The sequence below is a fragment of the Bradyrhizobium canariense genome (assembly GCF_900105125.1).
Classification (GTDB): domain Bacteria; phylum Pseudomonadota; class Alphaproteobacteria; order Rhizobiales; family Xanthobacteraceae; genus Bradyrhizobium; species Bradyrhizobium canariense_A.
On sequence record NZ_LT629750.1, the window covers coordinates 2,844,574 to 2,864,055 of the forward strand.

The 19,482-nt window shown below is 61.7% G+C and carries 19 protein-coding genes; 13 read left to right on the top strand and 6 right to left on the bottom strand.

Annotated elements, in window-relative coordinates; translation table 11 throughout:
• The first annotated feature begins 4 nt into the window (after positions 1–4).
• From BLV09_RS13530 to BLV09_RS38770, 5 genes are read left to right on the top strand one after another with little or no spacing between them, the layout of a single operon-like run.
• Complete coding sequence (locus tag BLV09_RS13530) at positions 5–874, top strand: branched-chain amino acid ABC transporter permease (protein ID WP_146687673.1); 870 nt, start codon at positions 5–7, stop codon at positions 872–874.
• Positions 874–1,860 (top strand): branched-chain amino acid ABC transporter permease, encoded by a 987-nt coding sequence (locus BLV09_RS13535; protein WP_244549069.1) that lies wholly within the window; start codon positions 874–876, stop codon positions 1,858–1,860. The genes BLV09_RS13530 and BLV09_RS13535 overlap by 1 nt, the downstream gene beginning before the upstream one ends.
• A gap of 9 nt (positions 1,861–1,869) precedes the next feature.
• Entirely contained in the window at positions 1,870–2,613 is a 744-nt protein-coding gene (locus BLV09_RS13540) for an ABC transporter ATP-binding protein (RefSeq protein ID WP_146687674.1), read from the top strand.
• Positions 2,613–3,032, top strand: a complete 420-nt coding sequence (locus BLV09_RS38765) for an ABC transporter ATP-binding protein (RefSeq protein WP_244549070.1) — start codon at positions 2,613–2,615, stop codon at positions 3,030–3,032. The genes BLV09_RS13540 and BLV09_RS38765 overlap by 1 nt, the downstream gene beginning before the upstream one ends.
• Positions 3,033–3,035: 3 nt before the next feature.
• Complete coding sequence (locus BLV09_RS38770; RefSeq protein WP_244549071.1) at positions 3,036–3,317, top strand: hypothetical protein; 282 nt, start codon at positions 3,036–3,038, stop codon at positions 3,315–3,317.
• 895 nt (positions 3,318–4,212) lie between these two features.
• Here the strand turns inward: BLV09_RS38770 and BLV09_RS13555 are convergent.
• A complete protein-coding gene (locus BLV09_RS13555) occupies positions 4,213–6,159 on the bottom strand; it encodes an alkyl/aryl-sulfatase (RefSeq protein WP_146687675.1) in 1,947 nt (648 codons plus the stop codon).
• Between the two features lie 88 nt (positions 6,160–6,247).
• A complete protein-coding gene (locus BLV09_RS13560) occupies positions 6,248–7,528 on the bottom strand; it encodes an acyl-CoA dehydrogenase family protein (RefSeq protein ID WP_146687676.1) in 1,281 nt (426 codons plus the stop codon).
• Between the two features lie 148 nt (positions 7,529–7,676).
• On the opposite strand from BLV09_RS13560, the gene BLV09_RS13565 reads away from it, so the two are divergent.
• Both BLV09_RS13565 and BLV09_RS13570 read left to right on the top strand, forming a co-directional pair.
• Positions 7,677–8,450 carry an IclR family transcriptional regulator gene (locus tag BLV09_RS13565; RefSeq protein ID WP_167558717.1) on the top strand — a complete coding sequence of 258 codons (774 nt, stop codon included), beginning with the start codon at positions 7,677–7,679 and terminating at the stop codon, positions 8,448–8,450.
• A gap of 90 nt (positions 8,451–8,540) precedes the next feature.
• The gene (locus BLV09_RS13570; protein ID WP_146687678.1) at positions 8,541–9,521 is read left to right on the top strand and encodes a Bug family tripartite tricarboxylate transporter substrate binding protein; all 981 of its coding nucleotides are present in this window, start codon (positions 8,541–8,543) and stop codon (positions 9,519–9,521) included.
• A gap of 113 nt (positions 9,522–9,634) precedes the next feature.
• On the opposite strand, the gene BLV09_RS13575 is transcribed toward BLV09_RS13570, so the two are convergent.
• A complete protein-coding gene (locus tag BLV09_RS13575; protein ID WP_146687679.1) occupies positions 9,635–10,639 on the bottom strand; it encodes an ABC transporter substrate-binding protein in 1,005 nt (334 codons plus the stop codon).
• 99 nt (positions 10,640–10,738) lie between these two features.
• Here BLV09_RS13575 and BLV09_RS13580 point away from each other — a divergent pair, with 99 nt between their 5' ends.
• From BLV09_RS13580 to BLV09_RS13605, 6 genes are all read left to right on the top strand, one after another.
• The gene (locus BLV09_RS13580) at positions 10,739–11,386 is read left to right on the top strand and encodes a TetR family transcriptional regulator (protein ID WP_146687680.1); all 648 of its coding nucleotides are present in this window, start codon (positions 10,739–10,741) and stop codon (positions 11,384–11,386) included.
• A 95-nt stretch (positions 11,387–11,481) separates the two neighbouring features.
• A complete protein-coding gene (locus tag BLV09_RS13585; protein WP_146687681.1) occupies positions 11,482–12,252 on the top strand; it encodes an ABC transporter permease in 771 nt (256 codons plus the stop codon).
• An 18-nt stretch (positions 12,253–12,270) separates the two neighbouring features.
• Positions 12,271–13,308, top strand: a complete 1,038-nt coding sequence (locus BLV09_RS13590; protein ID WP_146687682.1) for an NAD-dependent epimerase/dehydratase family protein — start codon at positions 12,271–12,273, stop codon at positions 13,306–13,308.
• Positions 13,295–14,122 carry a GNAT family N-acetyltransferase gene (locus BLV09_RS13595; protein WP_146687683.1) on the top strand — a complete coding sequence of 276 codons (828 nt, stop codon included), beginning with the start codon at positions 13,295–13,297 and terminating at the stop codon, positions 14,120–14,122. Before BLV09_RS13590 ends, BLV09_RS13595 begins: the two co-directional genes overlap by 14 nt.
• An 11-nt stretch (positions 14,123–14,133) precedes the next feature.
• The gene (locus BLV09_RS13600) at positions 14,134–15,189 is read left to right on the top strand and encodes a dihydrodipicolinate synthase family protein (protein WP_146687684.1); all 1,056 of its coding nucleotides are present in this window, start codon (positions 14,134–14,136) and stop codon (positions 15,187–15,189) included.
• Positions 15,177–15,965, top strand: coding sequence for an ABC transporter ATP-binding protein (locus BLV09_RS13605; RefSeq protein ID WP_146687685.1), 789 nt, complete (start codon positions 15,177–15,179; stop codon positions 15,963–15,965). The genes BLV09_RS13600 and BLV09_RS13605 overlap by 13 nt, the downstream gene beginning before the upstream one ends.
• A gap of 3 nt (positions 15,966–15,968) precedes the next feature.
• On the opposite strand, the gene BLV09_RS13610 is transcribed toward BLV09_RS13605, so the two are convergent.
• The 3 genes from BLV09_RS13610 to BLV09_RS13620 all read right to left on the bottom strand — a co-directional run bounded on the left by BLV09_RS13610 (position 15,969) and on the right by BLV09_RS13620 (position 19,464).
• The gene (locus BLV09_RS13610; RefSeq protein ID WP_146687686.1) at positions 15,969–17,123 is read right to left on the bottom strand and encodes a GGDEF domain-containing protein; all 1,155 of its coding nucleotides are present in this window, start codon (positions 17,121–17,123) and stop codon (positions 15,969–15,971) included.
• Between the two features lie 153 nt (positions 17,124–17,276).
• Complete coding sequence (locus BLV09_RS13615) at positions 17,277–18,380, bottom strand: ABC transporter ATP-binding protein (RefSeq protein WP_146687687.1); 1,104 nt, start codon at positions 18,378–18,380, stop codon at positions 17,277–17,279.
• Between the two features lie 28 nt (positions 18,381–18,408).
• Entirely contained in the window at positions 18,409–19,464 is a 1,056-nt protein-coding gene (locus tag BLV09_RS13620; RefSeq protein ID WP_244549072.1) for an ABC transporter substrate-binding protein, read from the bottom strand.
• Positions 19,465–19,482 lie beyond the last annotated feature (18 nt).

Sequence of the window (19,482 nt, forward strand, 5' to 3'; positions counted from 1 at the left end):
TCAGATGTTGGAGACAGTGACCCAGGCCGTGATCAACGGCCTGCTCATCGGCGGCATCTACGCGCTCGTCAGCATCGGCGTCACGCTGATCTTCGGCGTGGTCAAGATCGTCAATTTCGCCCAGGGCGAATTCGTGATGATCGGGATGTATATCAGCTTCTTTCTCGCCACCTATTTCGGCATCGATCCGCTGGTATCGCTGGTCGTCACCATGCCGGTGCTGTTTTTGGCGGGCGTGCTGATCCAGCATTTTCTGATCCGCAGGGTGCTGGGGCCGAACGACATGCCCCAGATCTTCCTGACATTTGCCTTGTCGCTGCTGCTGCTGAACCTCGCGCTGATGTTGTTCAGCGCGAACTACCGCACCGTCCACACCTCCTATTCGGATGAAGCCTTCCATCTCGGCGGCCTTTATATCCCGGTGGCAAAACTCATTGCCTTTGTCGTCGCGATGATCCTGAGCGGAGCGCTCTGGGTGTTCCTGCACACCACCGATCTCGGCAAGGCGATGCGCGCCGCATCCCAGAACCGGGACGTCGCTACATTGATGGGCATCAATCCCAACCGCGTGTTCTGCGTCGCGCTCGGCATCGCGCTGGCGCTGGCCGGCGCGGCAGGCTCGCTGCTGATGCCGTTCTACTCGGCCTACCCATTTGTCGGACAAGTCTTCGTGCTGATGGCGTTTGTCGCTGTGGTGCTGGGAACGCTTGGAAACGTCATGGGTGCGCTGATCGCCAGCCTGATGATGGGAGTAGCGGAGTCGCTCGGCATTCAATATGTCGGCGCCGATTCCGGATTGATCGTCGTGTTCGCCATGCTTCTTCTGACGCTGGCCTTTAAGCCCAACGGTCTTGGCGGCGGGAGAGCGCGCTAGTGCACAAAATCAGCAAATGGAGCGTGCTTTCGATCGCGGCGCTTGCCGCGGTTATGATCGTGCTGCCGCAGGTGGTCACCAACGGTTTTGCGATCGACATCTTCATCCGCATCCTGCTGTTCTCCTTCATCGGGGTCGCCTGGAATCTGATGGGCGGGTACGCCAAGCAGTTGTCGCTGGGACACGCCGCCTATTTCGGACTGGGCGCCTACACCTCGACGATCATGCAGGTCGATTTCGGCATCTCGCCCTGGATCGGGATGGTCGCGGGCGGCGTGGTGGCGATGCTGGCGAGCCTGCCGATCGGCTGGCTGTGTTTCCGCCTGCGCGGCCCTTATTTCACCATCGCCACCATCGCGACCGCGCAAGCGTTGATGCTGATCTTCCTGAAATTTCGCGACTTCGCCTGGGGCGCCGAAGGCACGACCATTCCAAATCTCGGCAACGCACCGCTGATGATGCAGTTCGACGCAAAATCCTCTTACTATTACGTCGTGCTCGGACTGCTCGCCTTCGGGCTCGCGATCACCTACCGGATCGAAAACTCCTGGATGGGTTATTATCTCGTCGCCATCGGCGAGGATGAAGACGCTGCCGAAGCCATCGGCGTCAACGCGCCGAGCATGAAGCGCAACATCTACATGATCAGCGCCTTCCTCACCGCGCTGGCCGGCACGTTTTATACCCAATACATCTACTTCATCGATCCCGCGACCGCCTTCAGTTTCAATATCTCGATCGAGGCCGCGCTGGTGTCGATCGTCGGCGGCATCGGAACGTTATGGGGACCGGTGATCGGAACCATCTTATTGGAGACGACATCCACGCTGTTGCAAAGCTGGCTCGGCAGCTCGATCGCCGGTCTGCAACTAACCGTCTACAGCCTGATCCTGATGGCCGTCATTCTGTGGCGGCCGACCGGGTTGATCGGAGTCGTGACCGACGCCTATCAGCGCTATGTCCACCGCCGTCCGGCGCGAGCGTAGGCGACAGCCATGGCAGACGCGCTAATTATCCGTGGATTGAGCAAACGCTTCGGCGGCCTGCGCGCCGTGCAGGACGTCAGTTTTTCGGTGAAGGAAAACGAGACCGTCGCACTGATCGGACCGAACGGCGCCGGCAAGACCACGAGCTTTCATCTGATCACCGGCTTTCATCGGCCCGACTCAGGCTCGGTGATGGCCTATGGCCGCGAGATCGTCGGCCTGAAACCTCATGATATCTGCGCGCACGGCCTGGCGCGAACGTTTCAGGTCGCAAAGCCGTTTGGCGCCATGACCGTGCTCGCCAACGTCATGACCGGCGCTTTCCTGCGCGACAAGAACGCCACTGTCGCGCGTGAGAAGGCCCGCGAAGTGATCGAGTTCGTCGGCCTCGCGGCCAAGGAGAACACGCCGGCGAAGGATCTGACCACGATCGATCAGCGCCGGCTTGAAATGGCGCGGGCGCTGGCCACCCAGCCGCGGCTGCTGCTGCTCGACGAGGTGATGGCCGGGCTAAATCCATCCGAGATCGACCAGGCGGTCGGCCTGATTGGAAAGCTCTCCCAGCGCGGGCTTACCATCGTCATCGTCGAACACGTGATGCGCGCCATCATGGCGGTTGCCCGTCACATCGTGGTGCTCGATCACGGGCAGAAGATCGCCGAAGGCTCCCCTAAGGAGATCGTGGAAAATCCGGAGGTGGTCCGCGCCTATTTGGGCTCCTATGTGCATCCACCGACCGCGGGAGAGAGCTAGTGCTCCAATTATCAGGCGTGAGCGCAAGCTACGGGTCGGTGCCGGCGATCCACAATGTCAGCATCGAGATCGGCGAAGGTGAAGCTGTCGGCCTGTTGGGCGCCAACGGTGCCGGCAAAAGCACAACCCTGCGCGCAGTCTCCGGCCTCGTGAAAATGACATCGGGCATGGTGACGTTTGCCGGCGTCAATCTCGCGTCGCTTCCGCCGCATAAAATTCCGGAATTGGGGATCGCCCATGTGCCGGAAGGCCGCCAGGTTTTCCCTGACATGACCGTGCAGGAAAATCTCGAGATCGGCTCCTACGTGCCGAAGGCGAAAGCGGAACGCAGCCGTACCCTTGAGCTGGTCTATGGCATCTTTCCGCGATTGGCCGACCGCAAGAAGCAACTGGCGGGCACCATGAGCGGCGGCGAGTAGCAGATGCTCGCGGTCGGCCGCGGCCTGATGCTGAAGCCGCGGCTTTTGATGCTTGACGAACCCTCGTTGGGCCTGGCCCCCGTCATGACCGATGTGACCTTCGAGAAGATCGGCGAAATCCACAAGATGGGCACCGCCATCTTGTTGGTCGAGCAGAATGTCAGCCGCGCGCTGTCGCTGGTTCAGCGCGCCTACGTGCTGGAAAGCGGCAATGTGATCATGCAGGGCACCAGCGCCGAACTCGCCAACAACAAGCAGGTACAGGCGGCGTATCTGGGGATCTAGCGAAACACTCCGTCGTCATTGCGAGGAGCGAAGCGACGAAGCAATCCAGAATCTTCAACTTGGCTCTGGATTGCTTCGCTGCGCTCGCAATGACGGCCGCTAGCCTCGATCCAAATTTTCAAACAGCCGAGAAAAAGATGCGCGTCCGCGATCCCACGGCGCGATGCGCCCGGGTTGTGCAGGAATCATCCGCCCGGAGGGCGTGGGGAATGCCGGGTGCCCGCCGCACCCGCAGCCTCGTGTGTAAAAGTGAGATGGCACACGAGTTAGTCACCACGAGTCCACCGGGTTCACCCGGCATTCCCGCACGCAATGGTTTTAACGGTTTCCTTCGCGCTCTCCCCGGTGATCGGGCTTTCTTGTCACCGTCGTCCAGCGGATGAAGGTTTTGTCAGAGCCCGGTCGGGCCGACTTCGCCTCCGCTGAACTTGACGCCGGCGTCGAGGCGTCAGGACCACACGACTTCGCCGTCCGCAGCAACATCTGTCGTCTGCGCGCCGTTGACCGCTCACGGGAAACCCGCCCTACGATCACGTCACACGCCCGACGCTGCCGCGTCCACCGCATCCCGCCCCGCGTCCGTGACGATCGCGATACGCCCCTGTTTGGGGCGGGACAGATTCGGCTTACAGCTGTTTCTAGCAGGCAAGGAAGCGAAATAATTTCGAAAACAGAACTGGACAGCAGAATCACTGGAGCGAGCAGCGTAGCCCGGATGAGCCAAGCGATATCCGGGGCGGCATCGCATTCGCTCCCGGATATCGCTTCGCTCATCCGGGCTACGATATCTTCACCGTCGTTGCGAGCGCAGCGAAGCAATCCATCTCATCACAGAAGGAAAGAATGGATTGCTTCGTCGCTCCGCTCCTCGCAATGACGTTGGACTGCTTTTCGCTTACGCCACCGCCGTCCGCTTCGGCTCGACGATCTCGAACATGCGCGGGAATTCATCCATCAGCATCATCAGCTCGCCAAGCCGCATCGGATTGCCGGCGAACTTGATCTTGCCGGCTGCCACGGCTTCCGGAAAGGTCGTCTGCTTCGCGATCACTTCGTCGAGCGTGCTGCGCGGCAGGGTGAAGCTGGCGTCTGCCGCGGATGCCTGCGCGCCCGCGACATAGGTCAGCGCGCAGTTCTCGAGGTTGAGAACAAAATTCTCGTTGGTGTCGGTAAAACTCCAGTTGAGCACGATGCGCTTGCCTTCGGCCTTGGGGCCGTTGAGCCGGACGCCGAGCACGTCCCATAGCTGCTCGGTGCGCAAGGCCGCTAGCGTCTCGCGCGGCATTGGCGGCCGCGGCGGCGCTTTCGGCATGCCCTGCCGCAATTCCTGCGCCCCGAACAGATAGGCGTTGCGCCAGGTCGCGCTCTCGGCGGAATAGCCGAGCTGCTCGAAAGTATCGGCGAGCATGGCGCGGGCGCGCTGGTTGTCGGGCTCGGCAAACACCAGATGGCTTACCGCCTGCGCCACGAAACGGAATTCGCCCTTCGCAAAATCCTTGGCGGCGCGATCGAGGATCGCGTCCGCGCCGCCCATGTATTCGACATATTTGCGGCCGGACTCAACCGGCGGCAGCGGATCGAGATTGACCGGATTGGCGTCGTACCAGCCGAGATATTTCTGGTAGATCGCCTTCACATTATGCCGGATATGGCCGTAGTAACCGCGCCCGTGCCACGCACCGTCGAGGCTCGCCGGAAGCTTGATGGTCTCGGCGATTTCGGGGGCCGTGAGCCCGTGATTCATCAGGCGGATGGTCTGGTCATGCGCAAACTTATAGAGATCGCGCTGCTGGCGGATCATGGTGTCGATCCGCTCCTGGCCCCAGACCGGCCAGTGATGCTGGCCGCACATGGCGTCGGCCTTGCCACCCCACATCTGCAACGCTTCGCCAAGATATTTCGACCAGGCGAGCGCATCACGCACGTCGGCACCGCGGAACGGCAACAGATTGTGGAAATTGTGGGTGCAGTTTTCCGCCAGGTTCAACAGCTTGTAGCGCGGAATGAAGAAATGCATTTCCGCCGGCGCTTCACTGTTCGGCGCCATCTGAAATTCGAACTCCAGCCCGTCGATGGTTCGCTTGTCTCCGGTCGCGATGATCAGATCGGTCGGACGCAACAGCGCGACCGAGCCTGCCGCCATCGATTTGCCAAGTCCGCAATCGACCTGCCCGCGCGGCCCCTTCGCCAGGAACGGCCCGAACTGATATTGCGCGCGCCGCAGCATCGCCGGCCCCGCGATGATGTTTTCCGAAACGGCGTGCTCCATGAAAAGATTGGGCGCGATGATCGGGACGCTTCCGCTCGCCAGCGTTTCGTCGTCCAGCACACCGCGCGCCCCGCCCCAATGATCGGTATGGGTGTGGGTGAAGATGACAGCGGTGACCGGCCGCTTGCCGCGGTGCTGGAAATAAAGCTCCATCGCGGCGCGCGCGCCTTCGATCGAGGTCAGCGTATCCACCACGATCACGCCACGATCGCCCTCGATCAGCGTCATGTTGGCGATGTCGAGGCCGCGGATCTGGTAGACGCCGGGCACTACCTCGAACAGGCCGTGATGCATGTTGAGGCGCGACTGCCGCCACAGGCTCGGGTCGACCGTCGTGGGCGCGTCCGCGGCGGCGAGAAAGCCATAGGGTTCAAGGCTCCAGACCACCCTGCCCTGCGCCGACATAATCTTCGCATTCTCAATCGTGCCCAGAAAGCCGCGCGCCGCCTCGTCGAAATCGCGCGTATCCGAAAACGGCAGCGCTTTCAGAGTCGCGGCGTGCTGCGCGACAACCGATGCCGAGGCTTCCTTGGGGGTTTCCTTGGGGGCTTCGTTGTTGGCTGTCTCGGTCATGTCATTGTCCTCCCTCGTCCATCTACGCTTGAAATGAGTTTCTCTGTCGTCATGGCCGGGCATGACCCGGACATGACGAACTCCAAGGTCATGACGGATGCGCCGCGAGATAGGGCGAGCTTTCGACCGACCACGAAGGCATCGGCTCCATGCGGAATATCTGCCGCAGGTGCACCTCGTCCGGACCATCGCCGATCCGGAGCAAGCGTCCCCAGGCCAGCGCCTGATGGATCGGCGTATCATCCGATCCGCCCATGGCGCCGAACACCTGCATGGCGCGGTCGGCGATCCGCTGCAGCATCGCGGGCACCGCGACCTTGATCAGCGACACGTCGCGCCAATTCTTTATGGAAGAACTTGTCTTTATGGAAGAACTTGCGCCATGATGGCCGCTCTGATCCAGCCGCCACGCGCAGCGATAGGCGAGCAAGCGCGCCTGCTCCAGCTCGACACGGGATTCGGCAATCCAGCGTTGTATGGTGTCATATTGAATCACGGTGCGGCCGAACGCCGAGCGTTCCGCCGACCGCACCATCATCAATTCGATCAGGAGCTCGCACAGCCCGATCGAGCGCATGCAATGATGGATCCGCGCGGGTCCGAGCCTGACCTGGGAGACCTTGAAGCCTTCGCCCTCTCCGCCAAGCAGGTTCGCTCTGGGCACGCGGACATTGTCAAAGGCGAGTTCGCCGATCGGCGCCACGTGATCCTCGCAGCCCATCCAGCGCAGCGACCGAACCAGGCGGACGCCCGGCGAGTCCATCGGCACGATGATGCAGGAATGGCGACGGGTTCGCTCCGCGTCCGGGTCGGTCACACCCAACACGATCAGGAAACTGCATCGCGGATGCGCCGCGCCGGTGATGAACCATTTACGCCCGGTGATGATGTAGTCATCACCGTCGCGGATCATTCTGGTCGCGATATTGGTGGCGTCCGACGACGCGACATCAGGTTCGGTCATCCCGAATGCCGAACGGGTCTTGGCCTCGAGCAGCGGCCGCAGCCAGCGTTGCTTCTGTTCAGATGTCGCGCAGTTCTGCAGCGCGATCATGTTGGGGACATCGGGCGCCTGACAGTTGAAGACTTCAGAAGCCCAGAACAGCCGCCCCATGATCTCGGCCAGCGGCGCGTATTCAAGGTTTGAAAGACGGGTCCCCGGCTCGTCGGCCGCAAGTTCGGGCAGACCGAGATTCCACAATCCCGCCGCCCGCGCCTTCTGTTGCAGATCGCCCATGAAAGGCGGCGCTTCGCGATGGTTCGCAACGTGGTCGACCCAGGCGCGGTGACGGGGGAGCACCTCCTGATCGAAAAACGTCTGCAGCTTCTTGCGCCACTGTTCCGACCGGCCGGAAAGCTCGAAATCCATGATGTCTCCCCGCTGATGGAGCGACATCTAAACGCATATTAGAACGGATGGCAAATATGTTTCGATATATTGACAAAATTTCATATCGTGTTCATTATTTAGCATGGCTGCACCGTCCTCAGGTTCGTCCGCGCTATCCCGGTCCAAAATGGCGGGAGATCAAACCGATCCCTCGTTCGCGACCACCCTGGCGCATGGGCTGGATGTGCTGGCCACTTTCCGCAACAGCCCCGGCTCGCTGTCGAACGCCGACCTCGCGCTGCATACCGGCCTGTCCCGGCCGACGGTATCGCGGCTCACCTACACGCTGGCGCAACTCGGCTATCTCAAGCGCGATGCCAAGGGCCGCTTCGAGCTCGGCCTTGGCATCCTGGCCGCGGCATATCCCGTGCTGTCAGCGCTGAAAGTCCGGCAACTGGCGCGGCCGCTGATGCGCGACTTCGCAGCCTATGCGGGCGGCACCGTATCGATCGCGATGCCGTTCGGTCTCGACTTCATCTATGTCGAAACCCTGCGCACCACCGACGCGGTGCCGCACATTCCCGACGTCGGGTTTACGGGATCGCTCGCCACCACGGCGGTCGGGCGCGCATTGCTGTCACTCTCCACCCCGGAAGAGCTCGAACTCTACGTGCAAACCACCAGGACGGAGCGCCCGGACGAGATCGAATACGTTCGAACACGGACGCTGCCGGATATTGAGCTTTGCAAGGAACGGGGATTTGCCATCTCGCTTGGCGAGTGGCGGCGGGAGATATTTGGTGTCGCGGCGCCGCTCTATCGTACGCCGGCGGGCGACTGCCTGTCGGTGAACTGCGGCATTCCCTCGTTTCGATTCAGCGCCGAGCAGATCGAGCGCGAATGCGGGCCGCGAATCCTCGGCCTCGCGCGCAGCATTCGATCGCTCGTTGCCAACGTCTAGGGAAACACCGCGCCACAGCACCGACTTCGTTACGCCAATCGGATCAGAAAACACGTCGACGAAACGACGTTGCGACCATGGGAGGAATCAATGAGCGCAATCCGCGCGGCCGCTCTGGCCGCAAGCGTTGCGGCGCTGTTGTTTGGCACGGATTTATCCGCGCAGGCGCAGAGCAGCTATCCGGACCGGCCGATCCATGTCGTCGTGCCCTACCCGGCGGGCGGCATCGTCGACATCGTCGCCCGTGCCGTGACCGAGCAGGTCGGCCGCGACTGGAAACAGGCGATCGTTTCGGATTCGAGACCCGGCGCCAACAGCAACATCGGCACAGCGTCCGTCGCCAGAAGCGATCCGGACGGCTACACCTGGCTGGTCACAGGCCCTGCAGTGCTGGTCAATCCCACTCTATACAAGGACGCCGGCTGGGATCCGATGCAGAACTTCAAATGCGTTGGACTTGCGGTCTGGAATCAAAGCGTCGCCGTCGTCAATCCCTCAATGCCGGTCAAGACGCTCGCCGACTTCGTGGAATATGCACACAAGAGACCGGGTCAGCTCAACTTCGGAAATCCAGGCACCGGCTCGTCGATCGATTTGACCGCGAAGAAGCTGTTCAATGTTGCCAACATCGATCTCGCCAATATCGGCTACAAGGGCCAGCCGCCGGCGCTGGTCGACCTGATGACGAACCGGATGAATTTCGAGGTCGTGTCCCTCGCGCTGGCGCTGCCGCACATCAAGGACGGCACCGCAAAGCCGCTTGCGGTCTTTACCGACAAGCGCGTGCCGGATCTTCCTGACGTGCCGACCATCGCCGAAGCCGGCTATCCCGGCGCGTCCTATGTTTCCTGGTACGGAATCTATGTGCCCGCGGCAACGCCGGATGATATTGTCGAAAAAATCCACAATGGGATCAACAAGGCGCTGGAAAATCCTGATGTTCAGCGTCAGCTCGCGGTCGCCGACATCCCGGGCAAGCCGATGCCGCTGAATGGGTTGGCGAGCCTGATGAAAGCGGACTACGAGAAGCTGACCACTGTGGTCAAAGCTTCCGGCATCCCGCAGCAGTGAGGCATGCCAACCTCGCGTCATTGCGAGGAGCGAAGCGACGAAGCAATCCAGCACTAACAGTTCTGGATTGCTTCGCTACGCTCGCAATGACGATCTAAATTTTCCTTTTTTCTTCACTTCCTCACCTTGCTCGCATCCATCTTGATCGAGGTATCGAGCATCCCAGTGGTAAAGGCGCTGTCGACCGGGAATGGCTTCTCCATGCCGAGATAGGTCTGCACCAACTCGTAATCCTTCTTCATCCGCTCGCCGTCGATCCAGCCAAGCGCCTTGGTCGTGGTGAAGTCGTCGGTCATCAGGAACTTGATCCGTTCCCACTGGTTCTTCTGCACCTGCTCGTCGAGGCCGGACACTTGATCGAGCAATGCCTTCAGGCACGGCGCGGCATCGGCGACACAGGCCGCATAGGCCTTCTGGGTGATTCGGACAAAATCCTCGACCAGCTTCGGGTTCTTCTGCAGAAACGCGCCATTAACGATCAATGAATTGCCGTAAGGATTAAGTCCGATATCCTTCCAGTTGATGAAACCAAGGTCGCTGCCGAACTCGCTCACCTTTAGATCATGCTCGTTGTAGAAATCGCTGATGATATCGACGGTGTGGCTCTTCAGCGCCGCGATCTTGGCGGTCGGCCCGACATTGACGAAGTTCACCGAGTCCGGCGCGATACCGGCGGCCTTGGCGAAGGCCGGCCACATCACCCGCGAGGCATCGCCGGGCGGATTGCCGATCTTGTGGCCGGGGAAATCCTTGACCCCGTTAACGCCGTAGCTTTTCAGCCAGTAAAAGGTCTGGCCGGTATTGGCATAGATGCTCATTAGCGCCACGTCGTCGGCGCCCTTGCTGCGCGCGACCAGCATGGTGGCGAGGTCGGCGATACCGAATGGCGAGCCGCCGGATCCGACCTTCAGCGCCGAAACGCCGGATCCCTTGCCGACCTCGATGGTGAGATCGATACCGGCCTTTTCGTACCAGCCCTGCGCCTTGGCGTAATAAAACGGTGAATGATCGGCCGTCGGCGTCCAGTTCAAGATCAGATTGACGGACTCGGCGGCATGCAAGGGAGCCGCTGGCGCCGCGAGTGCGAGCGCCAATCCCGCTATCCGAAGACACTTCATGGCAAGCTCCCTGTTGGCAAGCGCGGCCTTGTCGCGGCACGCCCGTGACGCTACCAATGCAACAAGGGACAGACCGAATTGTCAACTATCTGGTTGGAAATGCCTAAACCACGATCGAACGACAAAAAGCCGCAGCGGCGCGACCCGGCCGGCACGCGGCAAAAACTGCTGACGGCGGCACGGCGCGAATTCGCCAATAGCGGCCTCGCCGGCGCGCGGGTCGACGAGATCGCCGACCGCGCGGGCGTCAACAAGCAGCTCGTTTATCACTATTTCGGCGACAAGGACGCGCTCTACCTCGCCGTCCTTGAATGGGTCTACGAGGAAATCCGGGCCCAGGAGCGCAAGCTCAACCTCGAGGGGCTGCCGCCGCAGCAGGCGATCCGGAAATTGATCGAGGGTTCTTTCGATCACCTCGCAGCCCATCCCGATTTCATCCTGCTTCTCAACGATGAAAACCGCGGCGGCGCGCGGCATGTACGGGGTTCGAGAAAGCTCGAGGCCATGCATTCGCCTCTGGTCAGCATGGTTTCGAAGATCCTGCGCGAGGGCGTGCGCGCCGGAATCTTTCGCAAGGGGGTCAACCCGGTCCATCTCTATATTTCGATCGCGGGCCTCAGCTACTTCTTTTTCTCGAATACGCCTACCCTGTCGGCGATCTTCGGCAAGGACCTCGGCAGCGCGGCCGCCAAGCGCGCCCGCCGCAAACATGTGGTCGACCTGGTCCTGCAAGCGCTGCGGCCTTAAGTTCTCTAATCAACCAGATGGTTGAAACCTGGCGACGGTCGCGCTAGATTGGCACTCTGCGTTAGTCAAGCGACGGCGTATTGGAGGGTTAAACCTTGCTCGGTGAGGGAGCACGACCGGCGCGATCTCTGGCGATCATCCTGATCGTGCACCTCGTCGTGATCGTGCTCTGGCAAGTTCTGGTCGACGCGTTTCATGTGCCGAAGTTCATTCTGCCCTCGCCGCTTGCGACGCTTGCAACACTCGGCTCCGCCAAATATGCTTGGCTTCCGAATATCCTGGTCACGGCGATCGAAATTCTCGGCGGGTTCTGTCTTGGCGCTCTGGTCGGCGTTGCGCTGGCCGTGACGTTCAGCTGGTCGCCATTGGCGAGCCTGCTGCTGCTGCCGCTGTTCGTCACGCTGAACATGATTCCGAAGGTGGCATTGGGGCCGCTGTTCATTGTCTGGTTCAGCTACGGGATCCTGCCAAATATCCTGATCGCGTTCAGCATCTGCTTTTTTCCGATCCTGCTGACCACCGCGCGTGGATTGCGCGAGGTCGAACCTGATCTCCTGGACCTCGTGAAATCGTTGCGCGGGTCGCGCTGGACATTATTTCGCAAGATTCAGCTGCCGGGCTCGCTGCCTTATGTGTTTTCCGGGATGAAGGTCGGCGCCATCCTGGCCGTGGCCGGCGCGATCGTCGGCGAGTTCATCGCCTCCGATCGCGGCCTCGGTTACCTGATGATTCAGGTGCAATCCTCGCTCGACACCCCCGCCATGGTGATGGCGGTGGTGTTTCTGACGTTACTTGGCGTCGCGCTGTACGGCCTGGTTCTTGGTCTCGAACGGCTGTTCGTGGTCAGGGACGTCAGGCTGCAATAAGAAAATCGGGAACAAGACATGCTGCTGACGCGCGACAACCTGCCGGAGACGATCCCTGATATCTCAGCCCTTGAGGATCTGTTGTGCCGGCCCAGCCAGGCGCTGATCGATGATCTCGCGAGGATCGACGGCGATATCATGATCCTCGGCGTCGCCGGCAAAATGGGACCGACGCTGGCCGGTCTCGCCAAGGCGGCTGTGCCCGGTCGCCGGGTCATCGGCGTGGCACGCTTCAGCGATGCCAGTGTGAAAATCTGGCTGGAGAGTCGCGGCATCGAGACCATCAACTGCGATCTGCTCGATGAAGCCGCCATCCATTCGCTGCCGAAGATACCGAACATCGTGTTCATGGCCGGGCGCAAGTTCGGCGCCGAGGGCGACCTGTCGCTGACCTGGGCGATGAATGCCCATGTTCCTGTGCTGATCGCGCAAGCCTTCCGGGATTCGCGGATCGTGGCGTTCTCCACCGGCTGCGTCTATCCGTTCGTACCGGTCGATGGAAAAGGCTCGGACGAGGACATGGCGCCCAATCCGCCCGGCGAGTACGCGCAGTCCTGCGTTGGACGCGAGCGGATGTTCGAATATTTCTCACACAAGTTCGCCACCCCCGGCCGGCTGTTCCGGCTGAATTACGCGATCGACATGCGCTACGGCGTGCTGCACGACATCGCCTCCAAAGTATGGCAGGGCAAACCGATCGACGTCAGCCTCGGCCATGTCAACTTCATCTGGCAGGGCGATGCTTCCGCGCAGGCGTTGCGCTGCCTTGCCCATTGCGACACGCCGACCTCGCCGATTAATGTCAGCGGTCACGAGATCCTCGCCGTGCGGGACCTCGCGGCAAAGTTCGGCGCACGGCTCGGCCGTGAACCGGTCATCGTCGGCAAGGAAGAGCCGACCGCATGGCTCACCGACACATCGCAGGCGGTAAAACTATTCGGCCTGCCGATCGTCGATACCGCGCAACTGATCGCCTGGACCGCGGACTGGGTCGCGCGATCGATGCCGAGCCTTGGCAAGCCCACCAAATACGAGGTGCGCGATGGCCGTTATTGACGAGCCTGCTATTGTCCGGCTCGATCCCAGCGATGCGCTCGCCGGACTCGCATTGTCGGCCGAAGCGCACTGGAACCAGAACGAAGCGGATTGGCGATTTTTCCTGAGTAAAGGAACCGTGTTCGGCGTGCGCGACAAAGACGGCCAATTGGTCGCCACCGCAGCACTACTGCCCTATACATCCAGCGACGCCTGGATCAGCATGGTGCTGGTGACCGCGAGCTGGCGCCGTCGCGGCTTGGCGACCCGATTGGTCGATGCGTGTCTCGATACCGCGACAAAACGGGGCCTTACCACCTGGCTTGACGCAACGCCCGCCGGCGCGGCCGTCTACGGTCCCCTCGGCTTCACGCCAACGCTGCAATTGCGGCGCCTTCGTCTGGAGTCCCAGACGCCCGCGCAAACTCGCGGAGGATTATCGGCCTGCGATCTCACCGAATTCGCCGCCCGCGATATCAGCGCCATGGGTTTTGACCGCGGCGATTTGCTGAGCGAACTCAGCGCGCGTCCCGCTTCGCGCGTGTTGTCGAACGGCGCGGCCATGTCGCTCGTTCGCGACGGCCGCGCCGCCCGGCATATCGGCCCCTTGTTTGCGGATGATCCGGAAAGCGCGCTTGCGCTAGTCGATGAAATCGCTCGCAACGAGACCCGCCCGGTGCTGATCGACGCGGTGACCTCTCAAAGCGAATTTCTCGACGGCCTGACCAACTCCGGCTGGACCAGTGAGCGGCCGTTTCAGCGCATGCGCTTCGGCCGCGCCACGACACAAGCCGCAGACCTCCCGTTTGCCGTTGCCGGTCCGGAATATGGATAGGAAGTATCGCCATGCATCATAGCGAGATGAAATCCGAGGTGCGGCGCCTGATTGCCGATGGCACGGTGCTGCCGGCGCACCCGCTGGCGCTTGACGCCAGCCGCAAGCTCGATGCCCGACGCCAGCGCGCCCTGACGCGCTATTATATCGACGCCGGCGCCGGCGGGCTCGCGGTCGGCGTGCACACCACGCAATTTGCTATCCGCGATGTCGGCATGTACCGGCCGGTGCTTGAACTCGCCGCCGAGACCGCATCAGACTGGACCAGGCGGCCGCTGGCGCTGGTCGCCGGGTTGGCCGGACCGACGCAGCAGGCCGTTGTAGAGGCCGAGATCGCGCGCGGCATCGGTTATCACGCGGGACTGCTCAGCCTTGCGGCGATGAAATCAGCATCCGAGCACGAGATCATCGCCCATTGCGAGGCGGTGGCGCGGGAAATCCCGCTGGTCGGGTTTTATCTGCAGCCGGCGGTCGGCGGCGTCATCCTCAGCGCGGATTTCTGGCGGCGCTTTGCGGCGATCGACAATGTCATCGCCATCAAGATCGCTCCCTTCAATCGCTATCGTACGCTCGACGTCCTGCGCGGCGTCAGCGCGGCCGGCGCGCTCGATCGCGTCGCGCTTTACACCGGAAATGACGATCACATCCTGCTCGACCTTACCTTGCCGTTCGACCTGCGCGACAACGGCGTCACCACGCGCACCTATTTTCGCGGCGGGCTGCTCGGCCACTGGTCGGTATGGACCGCAAGCGCGATCAAGCAGTTTGAAAGGTGCAAGGCCGCGCGCCACAAGGACAGTGTGCCGGCCGACCTGCTGGCGCTCGATGCGCGCGTCACCGATTGCAACAGCGCGTTCTTCGACGTCGCCCATAATTTTCACGGCTGCATCGCCGGCTGCCACGAAGTTCTGCGGCGACAAGGGCTGCTCGAGGGCATCTGGTGCCTCGATCCGGCCGAGGGTTTGAGCCCCGGCCAGATGCAGGAGATCGACCGTGTCTGCAACGAGCATGCCGATCTCAGCGATGACGATTTCGTTGCCGCCAATCTCGGGAAATGGCTGGCATGACGGCGCAGGAGCCTTTCGTCAGCCTGCGTAACGTCCGCAAGGTCTATCGATCCGGAGGGACGGAGTTTCTCGCGGTTTCCGATGTCACCATGGATGTGGTGGAAGGCGAACTGGTCTCACTGGTCGGGCCGTCCGGCTGCGGCAAGACCACTGTCCTGAAAATACTCGCCGGACTTCACGACGCCGATGGCGGCATCGTCAAAATCGGCAACGCAAAGACGCGGTTCGATCCCGCGCGCGACATTGGCATGGTGTTTCAGCAGGCGCTGCTGTTGAAATGGCGCACCATCCTCGACAACGTGTTGCTGCCGGCGGAGATCGTCGGGCTTCCGATGCAGGCGGCGCGGGCGCGCGCGCGTGATCTTCTCAATCTGGTCGGGCTTGCCGGCTATGAGGACAAATACCCGCAGCAATTATCCGGCGGGATGCAGCAGCGCACGGCGATCGCGCGCGCCTTCATTCACGATCCCAAGCTGATCCTGATGGATGAGCCGTTCGGCGCGCTCGACGCGCTGACCCGGGAGCAGATGAATCTCGAAATGCTGCGGATCTGGCGCGAAAGCGGCAAGACAATCATCTTTGTCACGCACAGCATCCAGGAGGCGGTATTCCTCGCCTCCCATTGCGCCGTGCTGACCGCGGGCCCGGCGCGCATGGCGGAATATTTCCCGATCGAACTGCCGTTTCCGCGCGCCTTGCCGATCAAGACCACGGACGAATTCGGCGCCTATGCGCGGCGTATTTATGCGAGCCTGGGTCTTGGCGCGGCTGAATAGCCCTCAGGCCGCGTGCTGACGGTCCTGGCTCTTCGATGGTTCGCTCGCGAGCACATATCCGCCGCGACGTTCCTTCGCCCGATAGAGTGCCGCGTCCGATCGGGCAAGCAAGGCTTCGACCGTCTTCCCGTGTTCCGGCGACAACGCTATCCCAATGCTGGTTCCAATCACGATCTCATGGCCATCCACATGGTAGGGCGCACTGATCGTTTCGAAGATTCGTTGTGCCATCAACTCCGCGTCGCCGCGAGATCCTACCGACCTTTGAGCCAGAATGAATTCATCGCCGCCCATCCGGACGATGAGGTCGGCTGGACCGGCGACCGACATCAGCCTCGCCGCGACCTGCTTGAGCAGGGCGTCGCCGACCGGATGGCCGTAGCGATCGTTGGCGGCCTTGAAATGATCAAGATCGATCGCTTGGACCGCTACCATTCCGCTGCCGCCATCGGCTACGATCCGCTCGAGGTCGGTCGCCAGCACCGAGCGATTGAGCAGGCCGGTCATCGGATCGATGCGGGCCAACTGCTCGAACTTCTGCTTCAGCGTCATCTGGTTGAGCGTCGAGTTATAGGACAGCCGAACCATTTCAAAGCCGGCGACGATGAAGACCAGGAACATCAGGCCCATCGCAATGTGCGGCACGTCCCACTGCTTCAGGAAGGTGGCCACGACCGCGGGCAGTCCCACGGCGCAGAAATCCAGGAGCGCAACGACCGGCCGCAATGAAAGCCGCGCGACGATACCAGCGCCAAACCCGAATGCGATGCCGACCGCCATCACCAGACAGATGGCGTCTCCAACGAACAGACTGCGGGCGGCGAACAGGCCGAGAAGCAAAGCGGTGGTGAAGGTGCCCGCGGCGTAGCGCCGTTCCCAGGCAAGCGCCTCGGACCGATCGAGCAACGGCTTCCGCCGGGTCTTCCGCCGGAATGTAAGCACGACGAGCATGCGCGCGAGGGCGACAATGATGCCAAGAACGGTCAGGATTGCGGTAAAATCATCCCCGGTCTGCGCAACCGAAATCGTTCCCACGATCGCCTGGCAGACACCGGCGACAAGGATGGGAACCATAGTACCGTAAAGCGTGGCGATGACTTCGATGTAGATCGCATCGGAAATTGACGCAGTGCGCGACTGGATTTTCGCAAAAAACATGGCTCCCCCGGCGATACGGGGAAGCTAGCGCAAAGCCGTAAAGGTACTGGGCTTCAAATCAATAAAATTGCGGATTTACGTTGCATTAACAGCGCGTAGGCGGACGTCCCTTCGATCGCACGCGCGGCCGGCTCGTATTCACCTCGGTGACCGCTATTCATAGGGCGACGGGCCGCTGTCGCCATAGGCCCAGCAGGCCTCCCGAGGCAGCGACACTTGCGTCTCCGCCCCGACCTGATGGCGCGCCGCGGTGCCGAGTTCAAGCGCCTCCAGCCGCAGGCCGAACAAATCGATCGCGTAGACGGTCTGCGTGCCCTGATAGCGGCGATCGAGAACGCGCGCGGGAAATATGTTGGCGCCGTCCTGTTTGCCGATGCCGATGTTTTCCGGCCGCAAGGCGATGCGCACTTTTTCGCCCGGGCTCAGCGATTGCAGCAATGCGGCCTCCCCTCGCCGCCCGTCGCCGAAATCAACCACGCCAAACTCGCCGCTGCGGCTAACCAGCGTGCCGACCAGTTCGTTGGTGGCGCCGGTGAAATTGGCGACGAACAGATCGGCCGGCCGGTTATAGATCTCGTCCGGCGTGCCCATCTGCAGCAGCTTGCCATTGCGCATCACGCCGATGCGGTCGCCGAGCACGACCGCCTCGGCCTGATCATGGGTGACGTAAAGCGCGGTCATGCCGGTCTGCTTGAGGATGACCCGCAGGTCATCGCGCAGTCGCAGCCGCAGCTTGGCGTCGAGATTCGACAGCGGCTCATCCAGCAGCAGAAGTTGCGGCCGATAGACAATGCTGCGCGCCAGCGCGACGCGCTGCATCTGCCCGCCGGACAACGCCACGACGGGGCGATCGGCATATTCCGACAGGCCGACCAGTTCCAGCGCCTCTTCCACTTTGCGATTGGCCTCGGTGCGCGTGATCTTCCGGTGCTTGAGCGGATAGACCACGTTCTGCCGCACCGTCATGTGCGGCCACACGGCGTAGGACTGGAACACCATGCCGAGGTCGCGCGACCTGGGCGGCACCAGGATGCCGCGCATGGGCGACGACACCACGCGCCCGCCAATGCTGATTTCGCCATCGGTCGGATGCTCAAGCCCGGCGACACAGCGCAGCGTCGTGGTCTTGCCGCAGCCGGACGGGCCGAGCAGGACGACGATCTCGCCGGCCGGCACAGCGAAGCTTACGCCGTCGATGGCCGGCCGGCCGATCGCGAACTGCTTGCGCAGATCGGTAACGTCGAGAGTTGCGGTCATCGGTGCAATCGCTTCATCGACGCATCGATCACTGCCGATACCCGAAGGTCTTGTCCCAATCGGCAACCCAGGCGGCGTGCAACTTCACATAGTCGTCGAACTTGGGAAGCCAGACCTTGACCACCTTGGGATCGAAGCCTTCGGGATAGAACGGCGCCACTTTCAACGACGTGAGGTTGCCAAGATTCTTGATCATGAAAGTCTGGCCCTCTTTCGACAAGCACCAGTTGAGGAACAGTTTCGCGGCGTTGGGATGGGCGGCCGTCTTCGGAATTCCGGAGGCGTAGGGATTGGCCGGCACGCCCTCCGGCGGGAAGATAATCTTGACCGGTGCGCCCTCCACCTGTTTCGGGTAGATCGCGTTATACAGCAGCGGACCCATCGCAACCTCGCCACGCACCAGCGAATCCGCCATCGGCGCCCCGGACGGATAGAGGATCGGATGGGTCGCGGCCTGCTTGGCCCAGTAATCCTCGCCGAGCACCTGACGCTCGAACATGATGCGGGTCCAGGTGGTGCCGCCGGATTGGGCGAACACCTGCCCGGTCATTTTGTCGTATTCCGGCTTGGTCAGGTCCATCCAGGTCTTCGGCGGGTCCTTGACCAGTTCGGTGTTGTAGGCGATCGACCAGACCACCGTCGCGCGCGGCCACAGCTTGGGCGAAATCAGCGCATCGGGATTGTAGTCGGCGGCATTCGGCGGCGCGTAATCCTGGAACAGATCGACCAGCGGCAGCATCAGCGCACGGTCGGAATGATCGACGATATCGGCGATCAGCTTGCCGGCCGCGGCCTCCGTCCTGACGCGGGTGATAAGCTGGCCACCCGGCGCGCGCACCATCTCGACCTTGATCTCCGGAAAGCGCTTGTTGAACTCCTTGATGACTTCCTGTTCGACTTCGGCAAAATTCGCCGTGTAGAACACCAGTTTTCCCTCGGCCTTGGCCGCTGCGATCAGTTCGGGCGAGCCGAACTCCTCCTGCTGTGCCAGCGCCGGTACGCTGTTCAACACAAAGCCGAGACCGACGACGCCGGCCATGGTGATGATCTTGGCGACGATCTTGGCGATAATTTTTTTGTTCAAGGCCAATCCTCCCTTTTT

Bases quoted from the DNA above. Each gene is read 5' to 3' on its own strand.
- BLV09_RS13530 (WP_146687673.1), top strand. From the start codon at position 5: ATGTTGGAGACAGTGACCCAGGCCGTGATCAACGGCCTGCTCATCGGC.
- BLV09_RS13540 (WP_146687674.1), top strand. From the start codon at position 1,870: ATGGCAGACGCGCTAATTATCCGTGGATTGAGCAAACGCTTCGGCGGC.
- BLV09_RS38770 (WP_244549071.1), top strand. From the start codon at position 3,036: ATGCTCGCGGTCGGCCGCGGCCTGATGCTGAAGCCGCGGCTTTTGATG.
- BLV09_RS13555 (WP_146687675.1), bottom strand. From the start codon at position 6,159: ATGACCGAGACAGCCAACAACGAAGCCCCCAAGGAAACCCCCAAGGAA.
- BLV09_RS13560 (WP_146687676.1), bottom strand. From the start codon at position 7,528: ATGGATTTCGAGCTTTCCGGCCGGTCGGAACAGTGGCGCAAGAAGCTG.
- BLV09_RS13565 (WP_167558717.1), top strand. From the start codon at position 7,677: ATGGCGGGAGATCAAACCGATCCCTCGTTCGCGACCACCCTGGCGCAT.
- BLV09_RS13570 (WP_146687678.1), top strand. From the start codon at position 8,541: ATGAGCGCAATCCGCGCGGCCGCTCTGGCCGCAAGCGTTGCGGCGCTG.
- BLV09_RS13575 (WP_146687679.1), bottom strand. From the start codon at position 10,639: ATGAAGTGTCTTCGGATAGCGGGATTGGCGCTCGCACTCGCGGCGCCA.
- BLV09_RS13580 (WP_146687680.1), top strand. From the start codon at position 10,739: ATGCCTAAACCACGATCGAACGACAAAAAGCCGCAGCGGCGCGACCCG.
- BLV09_RS13590 (WP_146687682.1), top strand. From the start codon at position 12,271: ATGCTGCTGACGCGCGACAACCTGCCGGAGACGATCCCTGATATCTCA.
- BLV09_RS13595 (WP_146687683.1), top strand. From the start codon at position 13,295: ATGGCCGTTATTGACGAGCCTGCTATTGTCCGGCTCGATCCCAGCGAT.
- BLV09_RS13600 (WP_146687684.1), top strand. From the start codon at position 14,134: ATGCATCATAGCGAGATGAAATCCGAGGTGCGGCGCCTGATTGCCGAT.
- BLV09_RS13605 (WP_146687685.1), top strand. From the start codon at position 15,177: ATGGCTGGCATGACGGCGCAGGAGCCTTTCGTCAGCCTGCGTAACGTC.
- BLV09_RS13610 (WP_146687686.1), bottom strand. From the start codon at position 17,123: ATGTTTTTTGCGAAAATCCAGTCGCGCACTGCGTCAATTTCCGATGCG.
- BLV09_RS13615 (WP_146687687.1), bottom strand. From the start codon at position 18,380: ATGACCGCAACTCTCGACGTTACCGATCTGCGCAAGCAGTTCGCGATC.